This window comes from Bartonella krasnovii, from assembly GCF_003606345.3.
Taxonomy (GTDB): Bacteria; Pseudomonadota; Alphaproteobacteria; order Rhizobiales; family Rhizobiaceae; genus Bartonella; species Bartonella krasnovii.
The window spans coordinates 147,274-167,393 of sequence record NZ_CP031844.2; the positions used below are offsets into that span (position 1 = coordinate 147,274).

The 20,120-nt window shown below is 38.8% G+C and carries 18 protein-coding genes; all 18 read right to left on the minus strand.

Annotation, left to right across the window (positions count from 1 at the left end; translation table 11 throughout):
• Positions 1–82: 82 nt before the first annotated feature.
• Entirely contained in the window at positions 83–2,611 is a 2,529-nt protein-coding gene (gene infB / locus D1092_RS00525) for a translation initiation factor IF-2 (RefSeq protein ID WP_120121709.1), read from the minus strand.
• Positions 2,608–3,243, minus strand: coding sequence for an RNA-binding protein (locus D1092_RS00530; protein WP_120121710.1), 636 nt, complete (start codon positions 3,241–3,243; stop codon positions 2,608–2,610). Before D1092_RS00530 ends, infB begins: the two co-directional genes overlap by 4 nt.
• Positions 3,244–4,875, minus strand: a complete 1,632-nt coding sequence (gene nusA / locus D1092_RS00535) for a transcription termination factor NusA (RefSeq protein ID WP_120121711.1) — start codon at positions 4,873–4,875, stop codon at positions 3,244–3,246.
• 47 nt (positions 4,876–4,922) lie between these two features.
• Positions 4,923–5,549, minus strand: a complete 627-nt coding sequence (gene rimP / locus D1092_RS00540) for a ribosome maturation factor RimP (RefSeq protein WP_120121712.1) — start codon at positions 5,547–5,549, stop codon at positions 4,923–4,925.
• A gap of 151 nt (positions 5,550–5,700) precedes the next feature.
• A complete protein-coding gene (locus D1092_RS00545; RefSeq protein ID WP_120122739.1) occupies positions 5,701–6,402 on the minus strand; it encodes a tRNA (guanine(46)-N(7))-methyltransferase TrmB in 702 nt (233 codons plus the stop codon).
• On the minus strand, positions 6,399–7,667 hold the full coding sequence (gene metK, locus D1092_RS00550; RefSeq protein WP_120121713.1) for a methionine adenosyltransferase: 1,269 nt from the start codon (positions 7,665–7,667) through the stop codon (positions 6,399–6,401). Before metK ends, D1092_RS00545 begins: the two co-directional genes overlap by 4 nt.
• 131 nt (positions 7,668–7,798) lie before the next feature.
• A complete protein-coding gene (locus D1092_RS00555) occupies positions 7,799–8,212 on the minus strand; it encodes a helix-turn-helix domain-containing protein (RefSeq protein WP_120121714.1) in 414 nt (137 codons plus the stop codon).
• Positions 8,213–8,361: 149 nt separating this feature from the next.
• Entirely contained in the window at positions 8,362–9,996 is a 1,635-nt protein-coding gene (gene lnt, locus D1092_RS00560) for an apolipoprotein N-acyltransferase (RefSeq protein WP_120121715.1), read from the minus strand.
• Complete coding sequence (locus tag D1092_RS00565; RefSeq protein WP_120121716.1) at positions 9,959–10,984, minus strand: hemolysin family protein; 1,026 nt, start codon at positions 10,982–10,984, stop codon at positions 9,959–9,961. Before D1092_RS00565 ends, lnt begins: the two co-directional genes overlap by 38 nt.
• 85 nt (positions 10,985–11,069) lie before the next feature.
• Positions 11,070–11,561, minus strand: a complete 492-nt coding sequence (ybeY, locus tag D1092_RS00570; protein ID WP_120121717.1) for an rRNA maturation RNase YbeY — start codon at positions 11,559–11,561, stop codon at positions 11,070–11,072.
• Positions 11,558–12,715 (minus strand): PhoH family protein, encoded by a 1,158-nt coding sequence (locus D1092_RS00575; RefSeq protein ID WP_120121718.1) that lies wholly within the window; start codon positions 12,713–12,715, stop codon positions 11,558–11,560. Before D1092_RS00575 ends, ybeY begins: the two co-directional genes overlap by 4 nt.
• Positions 12,716–12,844: 129 nt before the next feature.
• The gene (gene miaB / locus D1092_RS00580) at positions 12,845–14,221 is read right to left on the minus strand and encodes a tRNA (N6-isopentenyl adenosine(37)-C2)-methylthiotransferase MiaB (RefSeq protein WP_120121719.1); all 1,377 of its coding nucleotides are present in this window, start codon (positions 14,219–14,221) and stop codon (positions 12,845–12,847) included.
• Positions 14,222–14,257: 36 nt separating this feature from the next.
• A complete protein-coding gene (rimI, locus tag D1092_RS00585) occupies positions 14,258–14,743 on the minus strand; it encodes a ribosomal protein S18-alanine N-acetyltransferase (RefSeq protein WP_120121720.1) in 486 nt (161 codons plus the stop codon).
• Positions 14,736–15,428, minus strand: a complete 693-nt coding sequence (gene tsaB / locus D1092_RS00590) for a tRNA (adenosine(37)-N6)-threonylcarbamoyltransferase complex dimerization subunit type 1 TsaB (protein WP_120121721.1) — start codon at positions 15,426–15,428, stop codon at positions 14,736–14,738. The genes rimI and tsaB overlap by 8 nt, the downstream gene beginning before the upstream one ends.
• A gap of 710 nt (positions 15,429–16,138) precedes the next feature.
• Positions 16,139–17,167, minus strand: a complete 1,029-nt coding sequence (locus tag D1092_RS00595) for a YeiH family protein (RefSeq protein WP_120121722.1) — start codon at positions 17,165–17,167, stop codon at positions 16,139–16,141.
• Positions 17,168–17,216: 49 nt separating this feature from the next.
• The gene (gene recR / locus D1092_RS00600; RefSeq protein ID WP_120121723.1) at positions 17,217–17,822 is read right to left on the minus strand and encodes a recombination mediator RecR; all 606 of its coding nucleotides are present in this window, start codon (positions 17,820–17,822) and stop codon (positions 17,217–17,219) included.
• Positions 17,823–17,839: 17 nt separating this feature from the next.
• Positions 17,840–18,163 (minus strand): YbaB/EbfC family nucleoid-associated protein, encoded by a 324-nt coding sequence (locus D1092_RS00605; RefSeq protein WP_120121724.1) that lies wholly within the window; start codon positions 18,161–18,163, stop codon positions 17,840–17,842.
• 14 nt (positions 18,164–18,177) lie between these two features.
• A complete protein-coding gene (locus tag D1092_RS00610; protein ID WP_120121725.1) occupies positions 18,178–20,118 on the minus strand; it encodes a DNA polymerase III subunit gamma/tau in 1,941 nt (646 codons plus the stop codon).
• Between the last annotated feature and the right edge of the window lie 2 nt (positions 20,119–20,120).

The following is a 20,120-nucleotide window of genomic DNA, read 5'->3' on the forward strand; positions in this document are numbered from 1 at the left end:
AATAAGGAAAAAAAGAGACATTGTGTATAGAATTCCAATAATTTTTCTCATTTTTAAATAGAGTAAAGACTATTGGACTATTTTATAATGTACGATTAATATGTTCGATACGGAAAGTCTCAATGATGTCTCCTGCGCGCATATCCTCATAATTTTCAAAGGCTATTCCACATTCTTGACCACTTTGCACTTCATTGACTTCATCTTTGAAACGCTTGAGTGTTTTCAGTTTTCCTTCGTGAATAACGATATTATCGCGGATAAGGCGAACACCAGCTCCTCGTTCTATTTTACCTTCTGTAACACGACATCCAGCCACTTTTCCGATTTTTGTAATATTAAAGACTTCTAGAATTTCAGCATTACCAAGGAAAGTTTCACGCTGTTCTGGTGAGAGGAGACCAGACATGGCCGCTTTGATGTCATCAACAAGATCGTAAATGATGTTGTAATAACGAATTTCAATTCCTTGTGTTTTAGCAAAATCACGTGCCTGTTTATTGGCTCTAACATTAAAACCAATAACAGCTGAGTTAGAAGCTTCTGCAAGAGAAATATCACTTTCGGTAATTCCTCCAGCACCAGAATGTACAACACGCGCACGAACCTCATCATTTCCTAATTTTTCTAATGCTGAAGCAATCGCTTCAATTGATCCTTGCACATCCCCTTTGATAATGAGAGAAAATTCCTTAATACCAGTCGTTTGCAATTTTGTCATCATCTGTTCGAGAGAGCCACGCGAACCGGTTTGTCGCGCAACAGCTTTATCACGTGCTAAGCGCTGACGGTATTCAGAAATTTCGCGTGCTTTTGCTTCATGCGTGACAACAGCAAAACGGTCTCCAGCTTGTGGCGTTCCTTGCATGCCTAAAATTTCAATAGGTGTAGAGGGAACGGCTTCTTTGACATGGCGACCATGGTCATCAATCAAAGCACGCACCCGCCCCCATTCATTTCCGGCAACAATAATATCAGAAGGATGTAATGTACCTTTTTGAACAAGAACGGTTGCAACAGATCCGCGCCCCCGATCAAGTTTAGCTTCAATAACAACGCCCTCTGCAGTTCGTTGAGGATCTGCTTTTAGATCAAGCATTTCAGCCTGAAGAAGGATAGCTTCAAGAAGTTTATCAAGATTTTGACCCGTTTTAGCGGAAACTTCAACGTCCAAAGTCTCACCACCCATAGTTTCAACAAACACTTCGTGTTGTAAAAGTTCTGTACGCACTTTTTGTGCATTAGCAGCGGGTTTATCAATTTTGTTGATAGCAACAATAATAGGGACACCAGCAGCTTTAGCGTGATTAATTGATTCAATTGTCTGCGGCATGACACTATCATCAGCGGCGACAACAAGAACGGCAATATCAGTAACACGAGCTCCACGGGCACGCATAGCAGTAAATGCAGCATGCCCTGGTGTATCAATAAAGGTAATTTTTTGACCGTTTTGTTCTACTTGATAGGCGCCAATATGCTGCGTAATACCACCTGCTTCACCAGAAACAACATTTGCTTTGCGAATAGCATCCAGAAGAGAAGTTTTTCCGTGGTCAACATGGCCCATAATGGTTACAACAGGAGGACGCAGCTGCATATTTTGAGGATTATCTGTTATATTAAAGATACCTTCCTCTACGTCAGATTCTAAAACACGTTTAACAGTATGACCAAATTCAACGGCGATGAGTTCGGCAACGTCCGCATCAATAACATCGCCAGGTTTCATCATTTGTCCTTGTTTCATTAAAAATTTAATGACATCAACAGAACGCTCAGTCATACGTTGTGCGAGCTCTTGAATGGTAATTGTTTCAGGAAGAACAACTTCACGAGAAATTTTTTCTCTTGGTTCTTGGTTTTGTGCACGCTTAAATTTTTCCTGTCTGCGTCGCATTGCAGCCATTGATCGCCCCCGCGCACTTCCTTCATCGTCTAGTGCACTATTAAGAGTTAGTTTTCCACGGCGTCGCTCATCGGCTCCTTTGATCACTTTTGGTGCACGTATTTCTGATTTAGCAGGATTAGCACGTCGGCTATGCCGTTCTTCCTCTTTACTTTCATCTATTTTGCGCTTTTCAATCACAGTTGTGTTTTTAGGCGTAATAGGAATATCTGTCTTTTCGATGAGGGGAGGCTCAGAAAAAACAGGCGGAATCTGTATTGGCGATTTTTCTTCCTCTTGTTTTTGAAATCTTTCTTTTTCTTTGATTTCTTTCTCTAAAATTTCTTCACGCTCTTTAGCGCGTATCGCTTCTTTTTCAGCTTGTTCTCGTGTTATTTTTTCTTGGATGTGTGCTTCTTCTAAGGCGCGAAGTCTTGCTTCCATCTCAGCCGATGAAAGATTGCTTTTGGCCACAGATTCTTGAGGTTTTTTTTCCTCAAAACGGGGTTTAGAGCGCTGGGGTGCAACATGCGGTTTTGTAATAGGCTGTTGTACTTCAGCTTTTTCATCAGGTCGCGTAATTTTACGTCGTTTTGTTTCGACAACGACAGCCTTCGTACGGCCATGGCTAAAGTTTTGTTTGACCGTACTCGTTTCCAAGACAGACCGCTTGAGAGTTAGTGTCTTCTTGCCTGTTGTTTTGTCGTTGTTATTTTCACTCATTGTACTTCCTTCACGGCTTGTGCCGTCATCTCACCGTGTTTACTATGCTTGTCATCACGATAGCTGATCAATTTATATGTCGTCTTAAGAAATCCTTCCGCAGCCTTTGTGTCCAATAAGGCTGCATGCATGACAGGATTAGAGCCAAAAGCCACACACATTTCATCACTTGTAAATAAAGATATTGTTTTTATCGTCCGATTTGTTTGTTGTTGTATTGTATGGATGGCCTGTGCAATTTTTCGTTTTCCATCTTCTGTTGTTTCTTTAGCATGAAGTACAAGAATAACTTGACCAGAGCGGATAGCAGCGTCAACTTTGGTTGCTCCTATAACAACAGCTCCTGCTTTTCTTGCCATGGAAAGGCTTGAAAGAGCAGCTTTGAGTAAAAGCGTATCAACAATATGCACAAGATTTGGTGCAACCTCAACATCTGTTTTAAAATTTTTATGAAAAGCTTTCTGTTTGATCGCTTTATCAATAACAGCATGATGAGCAGAAATCCAAACGCCACGCCCTGGTAAATTCGCTTTAAGATCAGGAACAATTTGGTTATTGGGACCAATAACAAAGCGGATCAGCGTTTGTGCTGAAGCATTTTGCCTGGTCACAATGCAAGTCCGTTCATTCATTTAAAGTGTATCCACATCCAAATCATCTGTTTTTTCATTTTCTGCAGAATTTTCATCTTCTACAGGATTTTCTGTAATAAGATCAGCTTGGTCTATCCAGCCTGCTTGTACACGTGCTGCTAAAACCATAGCTTCTGCGTCCGCGCGTGTAATGTCAAAAGGGGTTAAAATACCAGAAAAACTTTTTGTTTGTCCTTCTTTGCGTTCTCTCCAACCAGTTAAATCATCAACGGCATAGCCAGCAAAGTCTTCTATTGTTTTTACACCATCCTCTCCCACAGCAACCAGCATAGCACTTGTCATTCCAGGAAGTGTTCGCAATTCGTCAGAAACCCCAAGCTTTTTACTTTTTTCATCAAGTTCTTTTTCCTGATGTTCGAGATATTCGCGGGCCCGACTTTGGATCTCCGCAGCGGTATCATGGTCAAAACCATCAATAGAAGCAATCTCTTCAAGATCAATATAGGCGATTTCTTCAATAGAAGAAAAACCCTCTGAAGCCATAACCTGTCCGATCATTTCGTCAACCTCTAAGGCTTCCATAAACAATTTACTGCGTTCAGTAAATTCTTTTTGACGATTTTCAGATTCTTCTTTTTCCGTTAAAATATCAATATTCCATCCCGTTAGTTGCGAAGCTAAACGAACATTCTGTCCGCGTCGTCCAATAGCAAGGCTGAGTTGATCATCTGGAACAATGACTTCAATGCGTTCCGCATCTTCATCAAGAATGATTTTAGAAACTTCAGCAGGTTGCAGAGCATTAACGACAAATGTTGCAGCATCAGGCGACCAAGGAATAATATCAATTTTTTCACCTTGTAACTCTGCAACAACAGCTTGTACGCGGCTTCCTCGCATTCCCACACAGGCTCCAACAGGATCAATGGAACCATCGCGTGAAACAACGGCGATTTTGGCTCGTGAACCTGGATCACGGGCAACTGATTTGATTTCTATAATACCATCATAAATTTCTGGAACTTCCATCGTAAAAAGTTTTACCATAAATTGAGGATGGGTGCGTGAAAGGAAAATTTGAGGTCCACGCGTTTCACGGTGTACATCATTGACAAAAGCACGAATACGGTCTCCATAGCGGAAGGATTCACGGGGAATGAGTTCATCACGACGCACAATAGCTTCACCGCGTCCTAAATCAACGATAACGTTGCCATATTCCACACGCTTGACTGTACCAGAAATAATTTCACCAACTTTATTTTTAAATTCTTCATATTGCTGATCACGTTCTGCGTCGCGTACTTTTTGTACAATCACCTGTTTAGCAGATTGTGCCGCGATGCGTCCAAAATCCATAGGAGGTAAAAGATCAGCAAAAAAATCACCAATTTTTGCATTTTCTTGACGTTTGAGTGCATCGGACAAAGTAATTTCCGTTGTATAGTCTTCAACAACATCAACAATTTTAAGCAGGCGTTGTAATTTAATTTCACCTGTTTTGGAATTTATTTCAGCACGAATATTGGTTTCTTGACCATAACGAGAACGTGCTGCTTTCTGAATAGCGTCAGCCATCGCAGAAATAACAATTTCACGGTCGATAGACTTTTCACGTGCAACAGCATCTGCAATTTGCAGAATTTCAAGCCTGTTAGCGCTTGTAGCCATCAATTTTCTCCTTCTTTGTGTCACACGATGGGTATTCCCCAGTGATATTATTTTTTGAAATTGAGCGTCTGTATTGAGTCTGTAGGATTATCTTCGGGAATGAATTGTTGACTTAAATCTTTATTTTTTTTCAATGCATCGCGAATAAGCTCATCGGTAAGTACTAAATGCGCGCTTGTGATATCACAAAAGGAAATAGAGGTATACATGGCTTCTCCGTAAGCAGCTTTATCAGTGTTTAAAATAAATCCATCTTGCGTGATATTGGTAAGTGTTCCACGAAATTTTCGGCGTCCATCAATGGCTGTTTTGGTTTCAATTTTTGCAAGATGTCCTTGCCAATGAAAAAAATCGGATTTTCTTACCAATGGACGATCAATTCCAGGAGACGAGATTTCTAAATGATATTTACGTTCAATAACATTCTCCACATCAAGGAGAGGGGAAACAGTCCGACTAACAGTTTCACAATCCTCTACGGTTAGAGAACCATCAGCCCGTTCAACCATAATCTGAAGTGTTAAACCATTTTGTCCAAGAAGCTTCACACGAACCAAACGGAAACCTAAAGGCTTAAGCAATGGTATGACAAGAACAGCAACCCGCGCCTCGATACCGTCTTCTTCAAAAAGGCGTGGCTCATCAAGATTGCTTATTTTTTCAGCTTCGTTCATACATTTTATCCAAGTTATTTTCACTAGTCTTATGATATTAAAAAAGAGCAGGCCCCACGACCCACTCTTCATCATAAGACCAAGAATTTACTTACTGATACTCTTAAATTCAAAATTTTTCAAGATGTTTATGAGAAAAGCGCTTGATCTTTTATTTCTTGATAAAAGTGAGATAGGTAGGCGTTCGTCCTTCGCGTAAAGCTTTTGCTTCATAGCGGGTTCCTTTCCATAGTGGATAAGGGGTCTTCCAATCTTGGGGGCTTTCAGCGTTCCATTCAAAGTGATCATGGTGTGCACAATGATAGAGGGTCCAGTTTACATAACTATCTATATCGCTAGCAAAGCGAAATTTTTTTCCCATTTTAAGAACGCGAGCAAAACGGTTAAGATTTTTTATATTGATGAAACGTCGTTTCCAGTGTTTCTTTTTCGGCCAAGGATCAGGATAGAAAAGATCTATGCCATCAAGTGAGTTATCAGGGAGCCAATCAAGCAGGTGTGTAGCATCATCATTATAAAGGCGAAGATGATTTTGATGGTGTGTATGCTGTTCAAGGGAGGACAATATTTTTGCTATGCCATTGATAAAGGGCTCGATGCCGATAAAACCGGTTTGCGGAAAATGCTCCATTTCATGGAGTAAATGTTCACCACCACCAAAGCCAATTTCAAGTCGAATTTCTTTTACTTTGCTTGAAAATAAGGATGTAAGATTTGAGGGAGGGGGGACATTTAAATCAATATTAAAATTGGGGAGAAGCGTTTTTATACGCACAAGCTGACTGTTTCGTAGCTGCTTTCCTTGTCGGCGACCAAAAAAGGCTTCACTCTTGCGTGTATTATATTTAATCATGGGATTTTGATCATTGTTTGAAGCGTTTTCACGAGATCCGTTTTTTCCCATGAAAATGAACCATCATGTTTTGGTTTTCTCCCAAAATGACCGTAAGCTGCTGTTTTTGTGTAGATCGGTTTATTAAGGTCAAGGTGTTTTCGAATTCCAGTAGGGGAGAGGTCCATTATTTTGCGAATGGCTACTTCAATAACCTTTTCATCAACTTTTCCTGTTCCATGAAGATTAAGATAAATCGACAAAGGTTGTGCAATTCCAATTGCATAGGAAAGTTGAATCGTGCATCGCTCTGCTAAATGAGCAGCGACAATATTCTTAGCTAGATAGCGTGCCGCATACGCGGCAGAACGATCAACTTTTGTTGTATCTTTTCCTGAAAAAGCACCGCCTCCATGGGGGGCTGCACCTCCATAAGTATCCACGATAATTTTGCGTCCCGTCAATCCAGCATCGCTTTGAGGGCCACCAATGACAAATTTTCCTGTTGGGTTAATATACCAACTGCATTGAGCAGCAATGGGAATATCATGTAAAGCTTGACGAATATAAGGCTCAACGACTGCACGGACTTTATTGGAATCCCAACTTTCGTCAAGATGCTGTGTTGAAAGAACGATGGATGTTACCTCTATAGGTTTTCCATTTTTATAGCGTATGGTGATTTGGCTTTTAGCGTCTGGTCCTAATTTACTCGTTTCTCCTTCTCCTTTATGGCGGGCTGCGGCAAGAAGTTTGAGAATCTTATGCGCATAATAAATTGGCGCAGGCATAAGGTCAGGCGTTTCACGGCAAGCATACCCAAACATGATGCCTTGATCACCTGCTCCTTCTTCACCATGCCGATCTGTTGCATTATCAACACCTCTTGCAATATCAGCGGATTGAGGGCGCAAAAGAACATCAATTTTTACGGTTTTCCAATGGAAGCCTGTTTGTTCATAGCCAATAGCGCGAATAGCACGGCGCGCTGCTGTCCGAAATCGCGTAGGGTTAATGAGTGGGAAGCCAGTTTTATCATAGATAAATTCTTTATTTTTATCTTTTTTTAAGAGCGTATCGGGAACACGAACTTCACCGGCAATAACAACACGGTTTACGCTGACGAGAGTTTCACAAGCAACGCGCACTAACCATGGATCAGTCCCAGTTTTTTGCGCTTCTTTATAGATCATATCAACGATTTCATCAGAAATACGATCACAAATTTTATCAGGATGTCCTTCCGATACCGATTCGCTCGTAAAAAGATAATCTTGATGCGGCATAGGAACTCCTTCAAAAAAGAAAACAAACAATTCAATTAATTGCCTACTAAGGGCGATACGGTTTGCCAATTCCATAGCAAATCGTCAATGCAAATTTATATGAATGAGAGAGGAAAAATATAATTTTAATTTTATAGCTTATCTGCCAAATCTTCCTCAGAAAGCGCTTTTGCCAAGTCAATGATTTTGCGACGCACTTTAGCATCAGATATATTCGTAAAAGCCCGCATGAGCTGGATACCTTCGTTGCTAGAACAAAAGTCCATAAAATTGTGATCACTTTCAGCAAAGCCCTCTACCTGTTGGGAGGTAAGACCTTTATCAAAAAAGTAAGAAACAGGAACATCCATAATTTCTGCTATCGCTTGAAGACGACTAGCACCAATACGGTTTGTTCCTTTTTCATATTTTTGGATTTGCTGAAAAGTAATACCTAATTTTTCACCTAGTTTTTCTTGAGTAAGTCCTAAAATATTACGACGTAAACGGATACGAGTTCCAACATAGATATCTATAGGGTCAGGTTTTTTTCTAGTTTCGGTCATAATGCAACTCTTTAATTTCCAGCACTTTTCTTTTAAACCAACATCAGATTTATACGAGGCTGGTTTATCATATAATTAAAATAACATGTAATACTTTTTCCCAATATTACTGGTACACGCAACATAATACCGTGCAAGGAGCACTTGAATCATTTAAGTTGTTTTGTAAAACCAAAACCAATACGACACAATAGCATAAGGATAAATAAGATAAAAGTAGAGAAAGTTCTATATTCATTGCTTCCTATAGGAGTAATGGATGATGGAATTTTTGAATCAATAATGCCCACAGCATTTTGTTGAAGAGCTACAACGATTCGTCCATAAGAATCAATAACAGCTGATATTCCATTATTGGCTGCTCGTATGAGGGGAATTCCCAGTTCAACGGCACGAAGTTGTGCTTGTTGAAGATGTTGATAGGGACCTGGTGTTACACCAAACCACGCATCATTTGTAACATTAATGATTGCTTGAGGTGGGGAACCTTTAAAAGTCATTTCATGAGGAAATATTGCTTCATAACAAATCAGTGGGAGATAAGAAAATCCGTTTGGCATTGTGACAGTTTTGCGCACTTGTGCAGCACTATATCCACCAATATTATCAGCAAGAATACGCAATCCAATCTTTTTTAATAAATTCTGATAGGGAAGATATTCACCAAAAGGAACCAAATGGAGTTTATCAGAAGTGTGTAAAATATTCCCTTGAGCATTAATGACTGCAATTGTATTAAAATATTGTGTTTTGGAATGAGAAAGATCATCACTGGCGCGTATAGCTCCGATAATAGCCCATTGTTTAGGTTTTAAAAGAGAGGCAATATGCATTGTGACAGATGAGTTATCATAGAGAAGGTAAGGAACGGATGCTTCGGGCCATACGATAAAATTGGGTTCTGGATTTTTACCAGTTATCGGTGTTGCACTCAGATGCATATGCGCTTCCAACATAGCTTCTCGTGTATTATCGCGCAATTTTATATTTTGTTGGATAGAAGGTTGAACAATGCGAACCCAATAATTGTTCTTTTGATCTTCAGTTGTATCCTCTATCGTATGGAGACGATAAAATCCAAAACCACTGTGAATGAATATGAGTGCTAAGCAAAGAAAAAGTGCTGCTTTCTTTTTTTCATCCGTGAGTAAAACTGTTGGCAAGCTGTAGGTTAAGACGGCAAGAATATTCATTCCATAAAGTCCCACGATTGCATCAGTCTGCATGAACATCGGGGTTGGCATGGCTGTATAGCCAAGAGCATTCCATGGAAATCCTGTGAATAAGAATGCACGCAACCATTCGGCCAATCCTAAGGCAAAGGCTAAAACAAAAAAGCGTGCTATTCCTTTTGTCCATAATAAACCGACAATGAAACCAGAAAGAAACCAATAAAGAGAAAGGTAGAGAGGAGGAAATAAAATGGCGAGAGGGACTGCCCAACCAAAAGAATCTGGATCTGTTAACAAAGCATTGCAGAGCCACCAAAGTCCGCAAATAAAATAACTAAAACCAAAGGTCCCACAGCTTAAAGCATAGGTAAAAAAATATTTTTTATTGTTTGGGGAGGACTGTATTGAATCAAGAAAAACAATAAAAATAGGAAAAGTTAGAAAGCAAAGAGGTGTTAAATAAAAGGGTGGAAGAGCAAAGGAAGTAAGAGCACCACACAGAAATATCCCCACCTGCCGCTTCCAGCCGGTAACAGAGAGCGAAAAAACAATAAAATTGTTTAAAAACGCTCGACTATTCTCTAGAGATTGCATTGTTTTCAAGCTTCTCATTTTCTGGAATGCGAAAAATGCGCAACCGCTTAATTCGGCGTTTATCAGCTTCTAAAATGCGAAATTTATAGCCAGGGACAGCTTCGACAACTTCTCCTTTTGCAGGAATACGATCAAGAATGGAGACAATTAAACCACCAATAGTATCAACTTCATCACCATATTCTCCTACGATAAAATCAGGTCCAAGAGCTTTCTCTACATCTTCTAATTCAGTTCTTGCATCAACAAGCCATTTATTGTTGTGTTCTCGTACGATAGCATTGTCGACATGATCATGTTCATCTTCGATATCACCAACGACCAATTCAACAATATCCTCCATTGAAACGAGACCATCTGTACCCCCATGTTCATCAATAACTAAAGCCATTTGTGTTCGTGTGGTTTGCATCCGTGTTAATAATTTGCTTGCAAGCATAGAACTGGGAACAAAGAGAACGGTTCGGATCAAATCTAATTCACCGATAGGGGTATGTAAATCTGTATGGTTTAATTGAAGCAAATCAGATTTTTGATCAATTTTTGTAGGGTTTATAATGAAGCGAGTCATATAATTAAGAATATCGCGGATATGGATCATGCCACGTGGATCATCTAAAGTTTCAGCATAAACAGGTATGCGAGAATGACCAATTTTTGCGAAACATTTAAGGGCTTCTCCAAGCGAGGTATTTATTTCCAATGCTTCAATTTCAGAACGCGGTATCATAACATCATCCACGCGTGCTTCACGCAAGCGTAAAATATTATGCAGCATAGTACGTTCTTCAGGTGAGAAGAGGGCGGTATCTTTTTCACTGTTAGTAGTAAGTGCAACGGCAAGATCATCGCGCAGTGATGTAGATGCACAATTACGACCCCGTAAGAATGAAAACAAATGATTTATCAGGGAATATTTTTCTGTATGATTCGTCTGTTGAGAGTGATCTTTTTCATTATTAGAAGATGTTTGACTATTGTTTTGTGTATTTATTCTGTTGGCCATGGTTTTAAAATCTTCTAAACTTTCTTTTTATAATTAGGTGAATGAGAGGCTTTAATTGGTATGCTCGTCATATTGATATTAAAAGTTAAATTTTATCATTTATAGATAACTCAGCGTAAGGATCTCTTATGGAGAGCTTTTGAAGGATTTCTCTTTCGAGCATTTCCATTTGATGAGCTTCATCATTGGTTTCATGGTCATAGCCAAGCAGATGCAAGATACCATGAACGATCATATGCGTTAAATGGTCTTGAAAGGTTTTTCCTTGTTTTTCTGCTTCGAGCACAACAGTTTCTCGCGCAATAATAATATCACCCAGCATGGGACCAGGAGGGTCTCCAGCTTTAATTGGGAATGCTGGAAAGGATAATACATTGGTAGATTTATTCTTACCCCGCCATTGAGCATTGATTTGTGCCATATGTTCATCATCAGTAAAAAGCAGGCTAATCTCGCTTACAACATTTTCCAATGAAACATGATGCATTGTTATCGTTAATGCTTTTTCGGTGATATTATAAAGCATTTCCTCATCATTCCACCCTACGCTTTTAATCATTATATCAATAATAATCATGATGAATCAAATTCATTTTTTAATGTATCATATGCGCGTGATTTTTTTATATTTTGTATTTCAGAATCACGATCATAAGCATAAACGATAGCAGCAACGAGCGGGTGGCGTACAACATCTTTTTCCTCAAAGCGCACAATTGCGATATTTTCTACATTTGAAAGAATACGGATTGCTTCAATGAGACCTGATTTTTGCCCCATAGGCAAATCAATTTGGCTTACATCACCGGTAACGATCATACGCGTTCCTTCCCCAAGACGTGTGAGGAACATTTTCATTTGCATGGGTGTCGTATTTTGTGCCTCATCAAGAATAACAGCAGCATGGGAAAGCGTTCGCCCGCGCATAAAGGCAAGAGGAGCAATTTCTATGACACCAGAAGCTAAAATGCGTTCTATTTTTTCAGCAGGCATCATATCATAAAGTGCATCATAAAGTGGTCGTAAATAGGGATCGACTTTTTCTTTGAGATCACCAGGAAGAAACCCCAGATGTTCTCCAGCTTCAACAGCAGGACGCGAGAGAATAATTCGCTCAATGATACCACGCTCTAGAAGCATTGCAGCATGAGCAACAGCAAGATAGGTTTTTCCTGTTCCCGCTGGCCCTATACCAAACACAAGTTCAGTATGCTCCATAGCGCGTATGTAAGCATCTTGTGTTGGAGTCCTTGCATGAATTATTTTTTTATGGGTACTCAACCGTGCTGATATACGTTTCGTTGCAGATTTGTGTGTTATCGTGTCTTCTTTTTGCGTCTGTGGTATAGTTGCCATAGCAATCGCTCCTTTTATATCTGATAAAGTGAGCTCTTGATGTGTTTTTGCACGTTCATAAAGTTGCTGCAATACATATTGCGCATGCTTTATAACAGAAACATTTCCATGGATTAAGATTTCATTACCACGCGGATGAATACTCAGTTTGAGTTTTTTTTCGATATAAGCAAGATTCTCGTCAAATTTACCAAAAACCGCTTTTGCATATTTATTATTTTCGAAAATCAAAACAACTTGACTCGTATCTGAAGCGCTTTCTTGTTCCAAGGGATCAATTTTTTCAACGTCAGCATTTGTTTTTTCTTTAACGCACTTTATTTTTTCATTTGAAGCTTTCAGCCTATTCTCCATATCTACATAAATATTACGCATTTTTTTGAGTAAACTCTATAAAAGACAAATTTTCTTTCATAAAAATTCATTTTTTAGATGTAATTATTTTATTTGAAAATAAAAGAGTTTTCCAAAATTTTTATTATTAACAAGATGATAGAGGCCTATTTATCTATTTGTTACTTCACCGACAAAACTATTTGAGCTTGCATTTTTAATATGAACTTCTATCACGCTACCTGTAGAGGATTCTGTATCGACGACAACCGGTAAAAGCCAAGGGGAACGCCCCACCATTTGCCCTGAGTGACGTCCAGTTTTTTCGATAAGAACATCCGTTTTTTGACCGATTTTAGAACGTAAAAACGTATCTTGCTGTTCGAGGAGAAGAACTTGTAAATGTTGAAGTCGGGCATCTTTTACAGATTCATCAACATGATTTTTCATTGTGGCTCCCACTGTTCCAGGACGGGGGGAATATTTAAAAGAATAAGCTGAACTGTATTGTACTTGTTGAATAAGCTTAATGGTTTCTTCAAAGTCTTCATCTGTTTCTCCTGGAAAACCTACAATAAAATCACCTGAAAAAGCAATATCTGGTCGTGCGTTACGAATTTTTTCTATAAGATGAAGATAATGAGAGCTTTTGTGTTGGCGGTTCATGGCTTTTAAGATGCGATCTGAACCGGATTGAACAGGAAGATGCAGGTAAGGCATTAACATATCAAGATCTCGGTGCGCGGCAATAAGACTCTCATCCATATCACGCGGGTGGCTTGTTGTGTAACGCAAACGCTTTAAACCATCGAGTTTTGCAAGATGATAAAGAAGATCACCAAGACGCCAGGTTTTGCCATTTGCACTTTGTCCATGCCAACCATTAACATTTTGTCCAAGCAGCGTAATTTCTTTAACACCCGCTTCAATGAGTTGACGGGCTTCTTCGGTAATTTGCTCGACAGAGCGCGATATTTCAGCACCCCGCGTATAAGGTACAACACAAAAAGTGCAAAATTTATCGCATCCTTCCTGTACTGTTAAAAATGCGCTAACACCGCGTTTTCTTACTGCACGTTTATTATGAGGCGGCAAATGAGCAAATTTATCTTCAACAGCATAATCTGTTTCAATAATTTTTTTGCCTTGTTTGGCTTTTTCTAACAATTCTGGTAAGCGATGATACATTTGCGGACCAATAACGAGATCCACTGTTGGAGCGCGACGCAAGATTTCACTGCCCTCAGCTTGTGCAACACAACCTGTTACACCAATTGTCAAGGGTTTATCAGATGTTCGTTCTTGACGCATAACGCGTAAACGACCCAGATCAGAATAAAGTTTTTCTGCTGCTTTTTCACGAATATGACAGGTATTAACAAGAATAAGATCGGCATCATTGGGCGTTTGTGTTGTCACATAGCCTTGCGCACTGAGACTATCAGTCATCCGTTGGCTATCATAAACGTTCATTTGACACCCATAGGTTTTGATAAAAACCTTTTTAGGGGCAACAGGAGATGTATTTTTAGGATTTACTTTATTCATAATGCTTGTCTAAATGTTTTTCACATAAATCTCAATCTATTTGCTTAAAAGTTTTTGCATGATAATTGCATCACCACGACCATTTTTTGACGAATAATAGGCTAGACGTTCAGAAATTTTTTGAAATTCAAAACGTTGATAAAGGGTTAAAGCAGAAAGGTTTGTGGATTCTACTTCCAAGAATAATTTTATAGCGCGTTTATCGTGAAGATAGCGAATTGTATGATCAATAAGTAGGGTAGCAATTCCTTGTTGACGATAATGAGGATGGACAGCAATTGTGATAATTTCTGCTTCATCAAGAATGAGACGGCATAGGCAAAAGCCTAAAATTTGGTCAGATTGATTGATAAAAAAGACTTTATATCCAAAGATAGAGTGATCTGTTAAAAAGGTATCAAAAGTTCGTTTTTCCCAAGCAGGGGTAAAACAATGTTGATGAATTTGGTGAAGAGCAACACTATCCTTAATGTGTAGTGAAGCAATTCCAAAACGCTTTTTTGTCAATGAAAATTTAATCATTATTTTTTCGTGGTAAAGCAAAATTGGTTTGTTGTTTTGCATCAGCGTTGCGTAGATAGAGGGGGCGAGGCGAATTTTGTGGTTGTTTGTTTGCAGCAAGATAAGCATAGTTTATAATATCCGCTGTTTCGCAAGGAATTTTTTCTAGGATAATTTTTTTATTTATTTTATGGTTTTTAATATGTTGCTCAATGATATCAGCGGCTGGGCCAGTCAGTTGGGTTTTTTGGGGCAAATCGTCGAGGATATTTTCAATTGTTTTTAACTTCGGTTCTCCCAAAGGAGTGAGATCATTATGGAAATTTTGATGATAGAACATCTCTCTCCCTGCTTCGATAACAACAGTAATTGCTGATGTAGTATTTTTACGGGTTGTGACTTGTACTGCTAACGCTTCAAGTGCACTCACTCCAACGGCTGGTATCTCAAGTGCTAATGCTAAAGCGCGTGCCGTGGCAACACCAACACGCACACCAGTAAATGATCCAGGTCCAACATTGACAGCAATACGCTCAACTTGATCAAGTGTTATATTGGCTTGTGTCATTATTTGTGTAATCTGCCCGATAAGTCTTTCAGCGTGTCCTTTATTCATGCGCTCATCGATACGCGCAATAACGGAATTATGACGAATGAGCGCAACAGCACAATAAATTGAAGCAGTATCGATAGCAAGAACAAGCATAAAAACATTTTAATTGAATAAAACGATAAACAAAAAGTCTACGTTATTTTTAATCTTTCTTATCGTTGTATAGTTCATTTGTATAAAAGTTGCTAGTACCAATAAGCAACAATATCTTTTTATGGAATAAGGCAAAATGTTGATTTGATCCTTATTTGTGTTGTTTATCAAGAAATTGATTTATAATGATACTTTATTGTTTCTATGTTTAATTTAAATCCATAAATCAAAACCATTTTCCTACATATCATAAGTAGAGTTAGTGTATGGATAAAATTATTTAAGAAAGGATTATTTAAATGAAAGAGTTGTTCAACATTGGAAGCTAGAAATAATATGATGCTACCATTTGGTGTTTCATAAGCATAAAGATTGGGCTGTACAATAGATTTTATCACGTCATGGATGGATTTTAATTATATTTTTCATTAACACTATCGTGAAAAAGAGCATGTGCCTTGAGAGGTGTCTTTTTAACACGTATATGAATGTGCAACATACATATATTCTATTTTGTGCGTTTTGCTTTGCGTGAGAGGCGTAACCTCATTAAAGAACACATTTCTATCGGTTTTTTATAAAAACTTTCCATTTGATTAAGAGAAGAGATGAAAGAAATGGCATTGTTTTATATGAGTTCTATATTTTTATGTTACGCCGTTGCAAATTATTATAGAATAAAAAGTTAATGAAAAAAAAACAATAATATTTCAAAATGTTATATGATTCAAATCATTCAATTGTATCATGATAAGGCTACAAATACCGAGAATAATTATAGAGCAGGTTGAAGCTAAAATAACGCGCCATCCTGCTTTTTTTAATGAGCGAATATCAACGCCTAGTCCTAATGCGGCCATTGAAATGACCGTGAACAATTGAGCAATAAATTTGATAGGATTTAAAGCGGTTTCGGGGATAAGATTACTTGAGCGGACCAACATCATTATAATAAAACCAATAATAAACCATGGAACGAGAGTATGCCAACGAAAGTGTATTTGTTCTGATCGACGATAGATGAGTGACAGAGCAAAAATAAGAGGTCCTAACATGAGAACGCGTACCAATTTAACAACGGTTGCAATTTGGACACTGGCAAAAGAAACAGATGCGGTAGCTGCCAAAACTTGTGGTACAGCATAAACAACCATGCCGGCAAGCACACCATATTGGTTAAAGGATAAATTCAGAAATGGATGTGCAAAAGGGAGGCATAAAATAATAAGGATCCCCAAAAGAGCTGTAAAAGCAATTGATGCAGCAATCTCTTCGTGTTTTGCTTTAATGACAGGGGCAACGGCAACAATGGCTGAGTTCCCACAAATAGCATTTCCGCAAGCAACGAGCATTGCCAAATGTTTAGAAAGTCCGAAAACTCGGCCGATGATAAAGCTGAGAATAATGGTTACAAATATAACGAATACAATGCTTGCAAGTAAACTCCAACCAGCGGAAAGAACGGCATGAATACTAATGCTTGCTCCTAGAAGTACAATCGCAACTTCAAGAAGTGTTTTGGCACAAAAGTTTATACCTTTTTGAAAATAGGTTGGCATTGTAAAACAACTACGGGTAACAGACCCTAAGAGAATTGCTAAAACAAGACTTTCAAGCCATGCTTGCCCAAAGAGCTGTTTTTCTAAGACTTCTAAACCATACGCTAAAGCTGATATGAGTAAACATACTAAAATACCAGGACCAAAGCTGTTTAAAAGTGAGAGGTTTTTCTTTAGCATTTGAATATTCCCCCATCATTAAAGAGCTAAAGGCTAAGATAAAAAAGTTTTAAAGATTTGTTCTTGCTTGTACAGCCGCTGCTAAAGTTCCATCATCAAGATAATCAAGCTCGCCTCCTACAGGAACACCATGGGCAAGTCGCGTAATTCTAACTGAAAAATTAGAAAGCTGATCGGTGATGTAGTGAGCGGTTGTTTGTCCTTCGACAGTCGCATTGACAGCAAGAATAATCTCCGTGATTGGGTTTTGTACAACACGTTGTATTAAGGTGTCAATGTTGAGTTCGTCGGGACCTATTCCATCTAAGGGTGAGAGTCGGCCACCCAATACATGATAACGTGCTGCTAGAGTTTTTGCGCGCTCAAGAGCCCACAGATCAGCAATGTCCTCAACAACAATGATCGTTGTATCATCGCGTCGCGGATCAGTACAAATTGAACAAGGATCAATGGTATCGACATTGCCACAAACAGAACAAATACCGACTTTTTCTATCGCTGTTTGTATTGCTGCTCCTAAAGGCTCCAGCAAAGTTTCCTTTTTTTTAATAAGATGAAGCGCAGCACGACGCGCTGAACGCGGACCAAGACCTGGTAACCGTGCTAAAATCTGAATGAGATGCTCAATTTCAGGGCCGGCAATGTATTTAGACATATATTTTGTTCCATACATTAAAATGGAAGCTTGAAACCTGACGGAAGCGGTAGCCCTGCCGTCATGCTTTTGGTTTTCTCTTCTAGTGCGTTGTCAATTTTTGTTCTTGCTTCATTATAAGCTGCCATAATGAGATCTTCAAGAATTTCAGCTTCTTCAGGTTTGAGTAATGAAGGATCAATTTGAATTGCTGTTATAATATTTTTGCCATTTAACGTAATATTGACGAGGTCACCCCCTGCAGTGCCGGTAGCTTGCAGGCTAGCCATTTCCTCTTGAATTTTCTGCATTTTCTCTTGCATTTCTTTGGCTTTTTTCATCATGCTCATCATTTCACGCATAGGAATAGGTATCCTTATTCATCATTGCTATCATTTTTATTTTTAAAGAGATCAGTATTTTTAAAGGTATTGGGGGGTAAATCAAGGTCATTTTTTTCTCTATTAAGTCGAATATCGACAATTTTTGCTTCTGGAAAATGGTTGAGGATTTTTGCGATATCCGGATCTGTCTCAGCATTAGAAAAAAGAGACTTTTGAATCGCTACACTTTCTTCCTGTAAAGTTGGACCGCCTCCTTCATTAACAAAAGTTATTACATAGCGTTTTTCAGTCCATTGAGAGATTTTTTTTTCGATATCATGAGCAAGAAATTGTGGGGTATTTTCAGAAAGCCTTAAAGTAATATGTCCATTTTCAAAAGAAACAGGATGAACAAATTCTTTAACAAGGAGTTTGAAAGGCACGTCATTATATTGTTCGGCTAATTTAACAATATCGTGTAAAGAATTAATCACGAGGGATTTAGGTTCAGTAATCTCTCCTGTTGTTTGCGTGACAGACTGCGATAAATTCGCATTCTTTTCAGAAAGTTTAGTCGATTGAGAAGTTTCTAGAGTTTCTGTTACTTCTTGGGCGTTGGTTTTATCAGTCGTTTGATTTTTAAAGAAACTTTCTGGCTTTAAGGAGTGGTCTAACGGGGTTTGCAAGGATGTTTTTAAATCTGATTGATTGGGTAATGTACATGAAACGCTCGAGGAAGCATGGCCATCAGCTGTTGTCTCTTTTGTTATATTATTTGCATTTATCGATTCTTTATGAGAAGAGTTTGAAACAAACGTGAGAGGCATTTTTTCTTGTGTAAGTTTTTTTAAAGCTTCATCAAGAGTTGGGAGATCGGCTGTGTGTGCAAGACGAATTAAAAGCATTTCAGTTGCTTGCAGTGGACGCGCAGTTTGATTAACTTCTTGTAAGCCTTTAAGTAACATTTGCCAGTTTCGAGATAAAACAGGAACGGAAAGTTTTTTTGAAAAGTCTAAACTTCTTAAACGTTGTTCTTCAGTCAGGGAAAAATCTTCTACTACTTCTGGTGTGAAACGTAAACGTGTGACCAGATGATTAAAGTCGGCTAATTCTGTTAATATTGTAAGAGGATCAGCACCTGCATCATATTGACTGCGTAATTCATGTAAAGCACGGACAACATCGCCTTTCATGATAAATTCAAAGAGATCAATAATACGTGCTTGATCCGCTAATCCCAGCATTGTACGCACGGCAGCGGCATTAATATTGCCATTACTATGGGCAATTGCTTGATCAAAAATGGATAATGCATCACGTGCAGATCCTTCTGCAGCACGAACAATCATAGAGAGTGCTTGATCTTCTACTTCGACCTTTTCATATTTCGCAATTTTGCGCAAATGCGCACTCAAAGCTTTTGATTCAATTCGTCGCAAATCGAAACGTTGGCAACGCGAAAGAATTGTAATGGGAACTTTGCGAATTTCTGTTGTGGCAAAAATAAATTTCACATGGGATGGTGGTTCTTCAAGCGTTTTCAACAAACCATTAAAGGCTTGCGTTGAGAGCATATGGACTTCATCGATAATATAAACTTTATAGCGCGCAGAAACAGGACGATAGCGTATTTGTTCAATAATTTCACGAATATCGTCAATGCCGGTATGGGAAGCGGCATCCATTTCTATAACATCAATATGGCGCCCTTCAATAATTTGTGTGCAATGTTCCCCAAGAGAGTCTAAGAGGGTTGTTGGTTGGTCAATATCTTTTGTTTTATAATTGAGCGCACGTGCCAAAATACGTGCTGTTGTAGTTTTACCTACACCACGAATCCCTGTTAACATCCACGCTTGCGCAATACGACCTTTTTCAAAGGCATTGGTGAGAGTACGCACCATAGCTTCCTGACCAATGAGGTCAGAAAAGTTTTGAGGTCGATATTTACGAGCAAGAACACGATAGGCTGTTTCTACCGGTGCATTTTCCATGA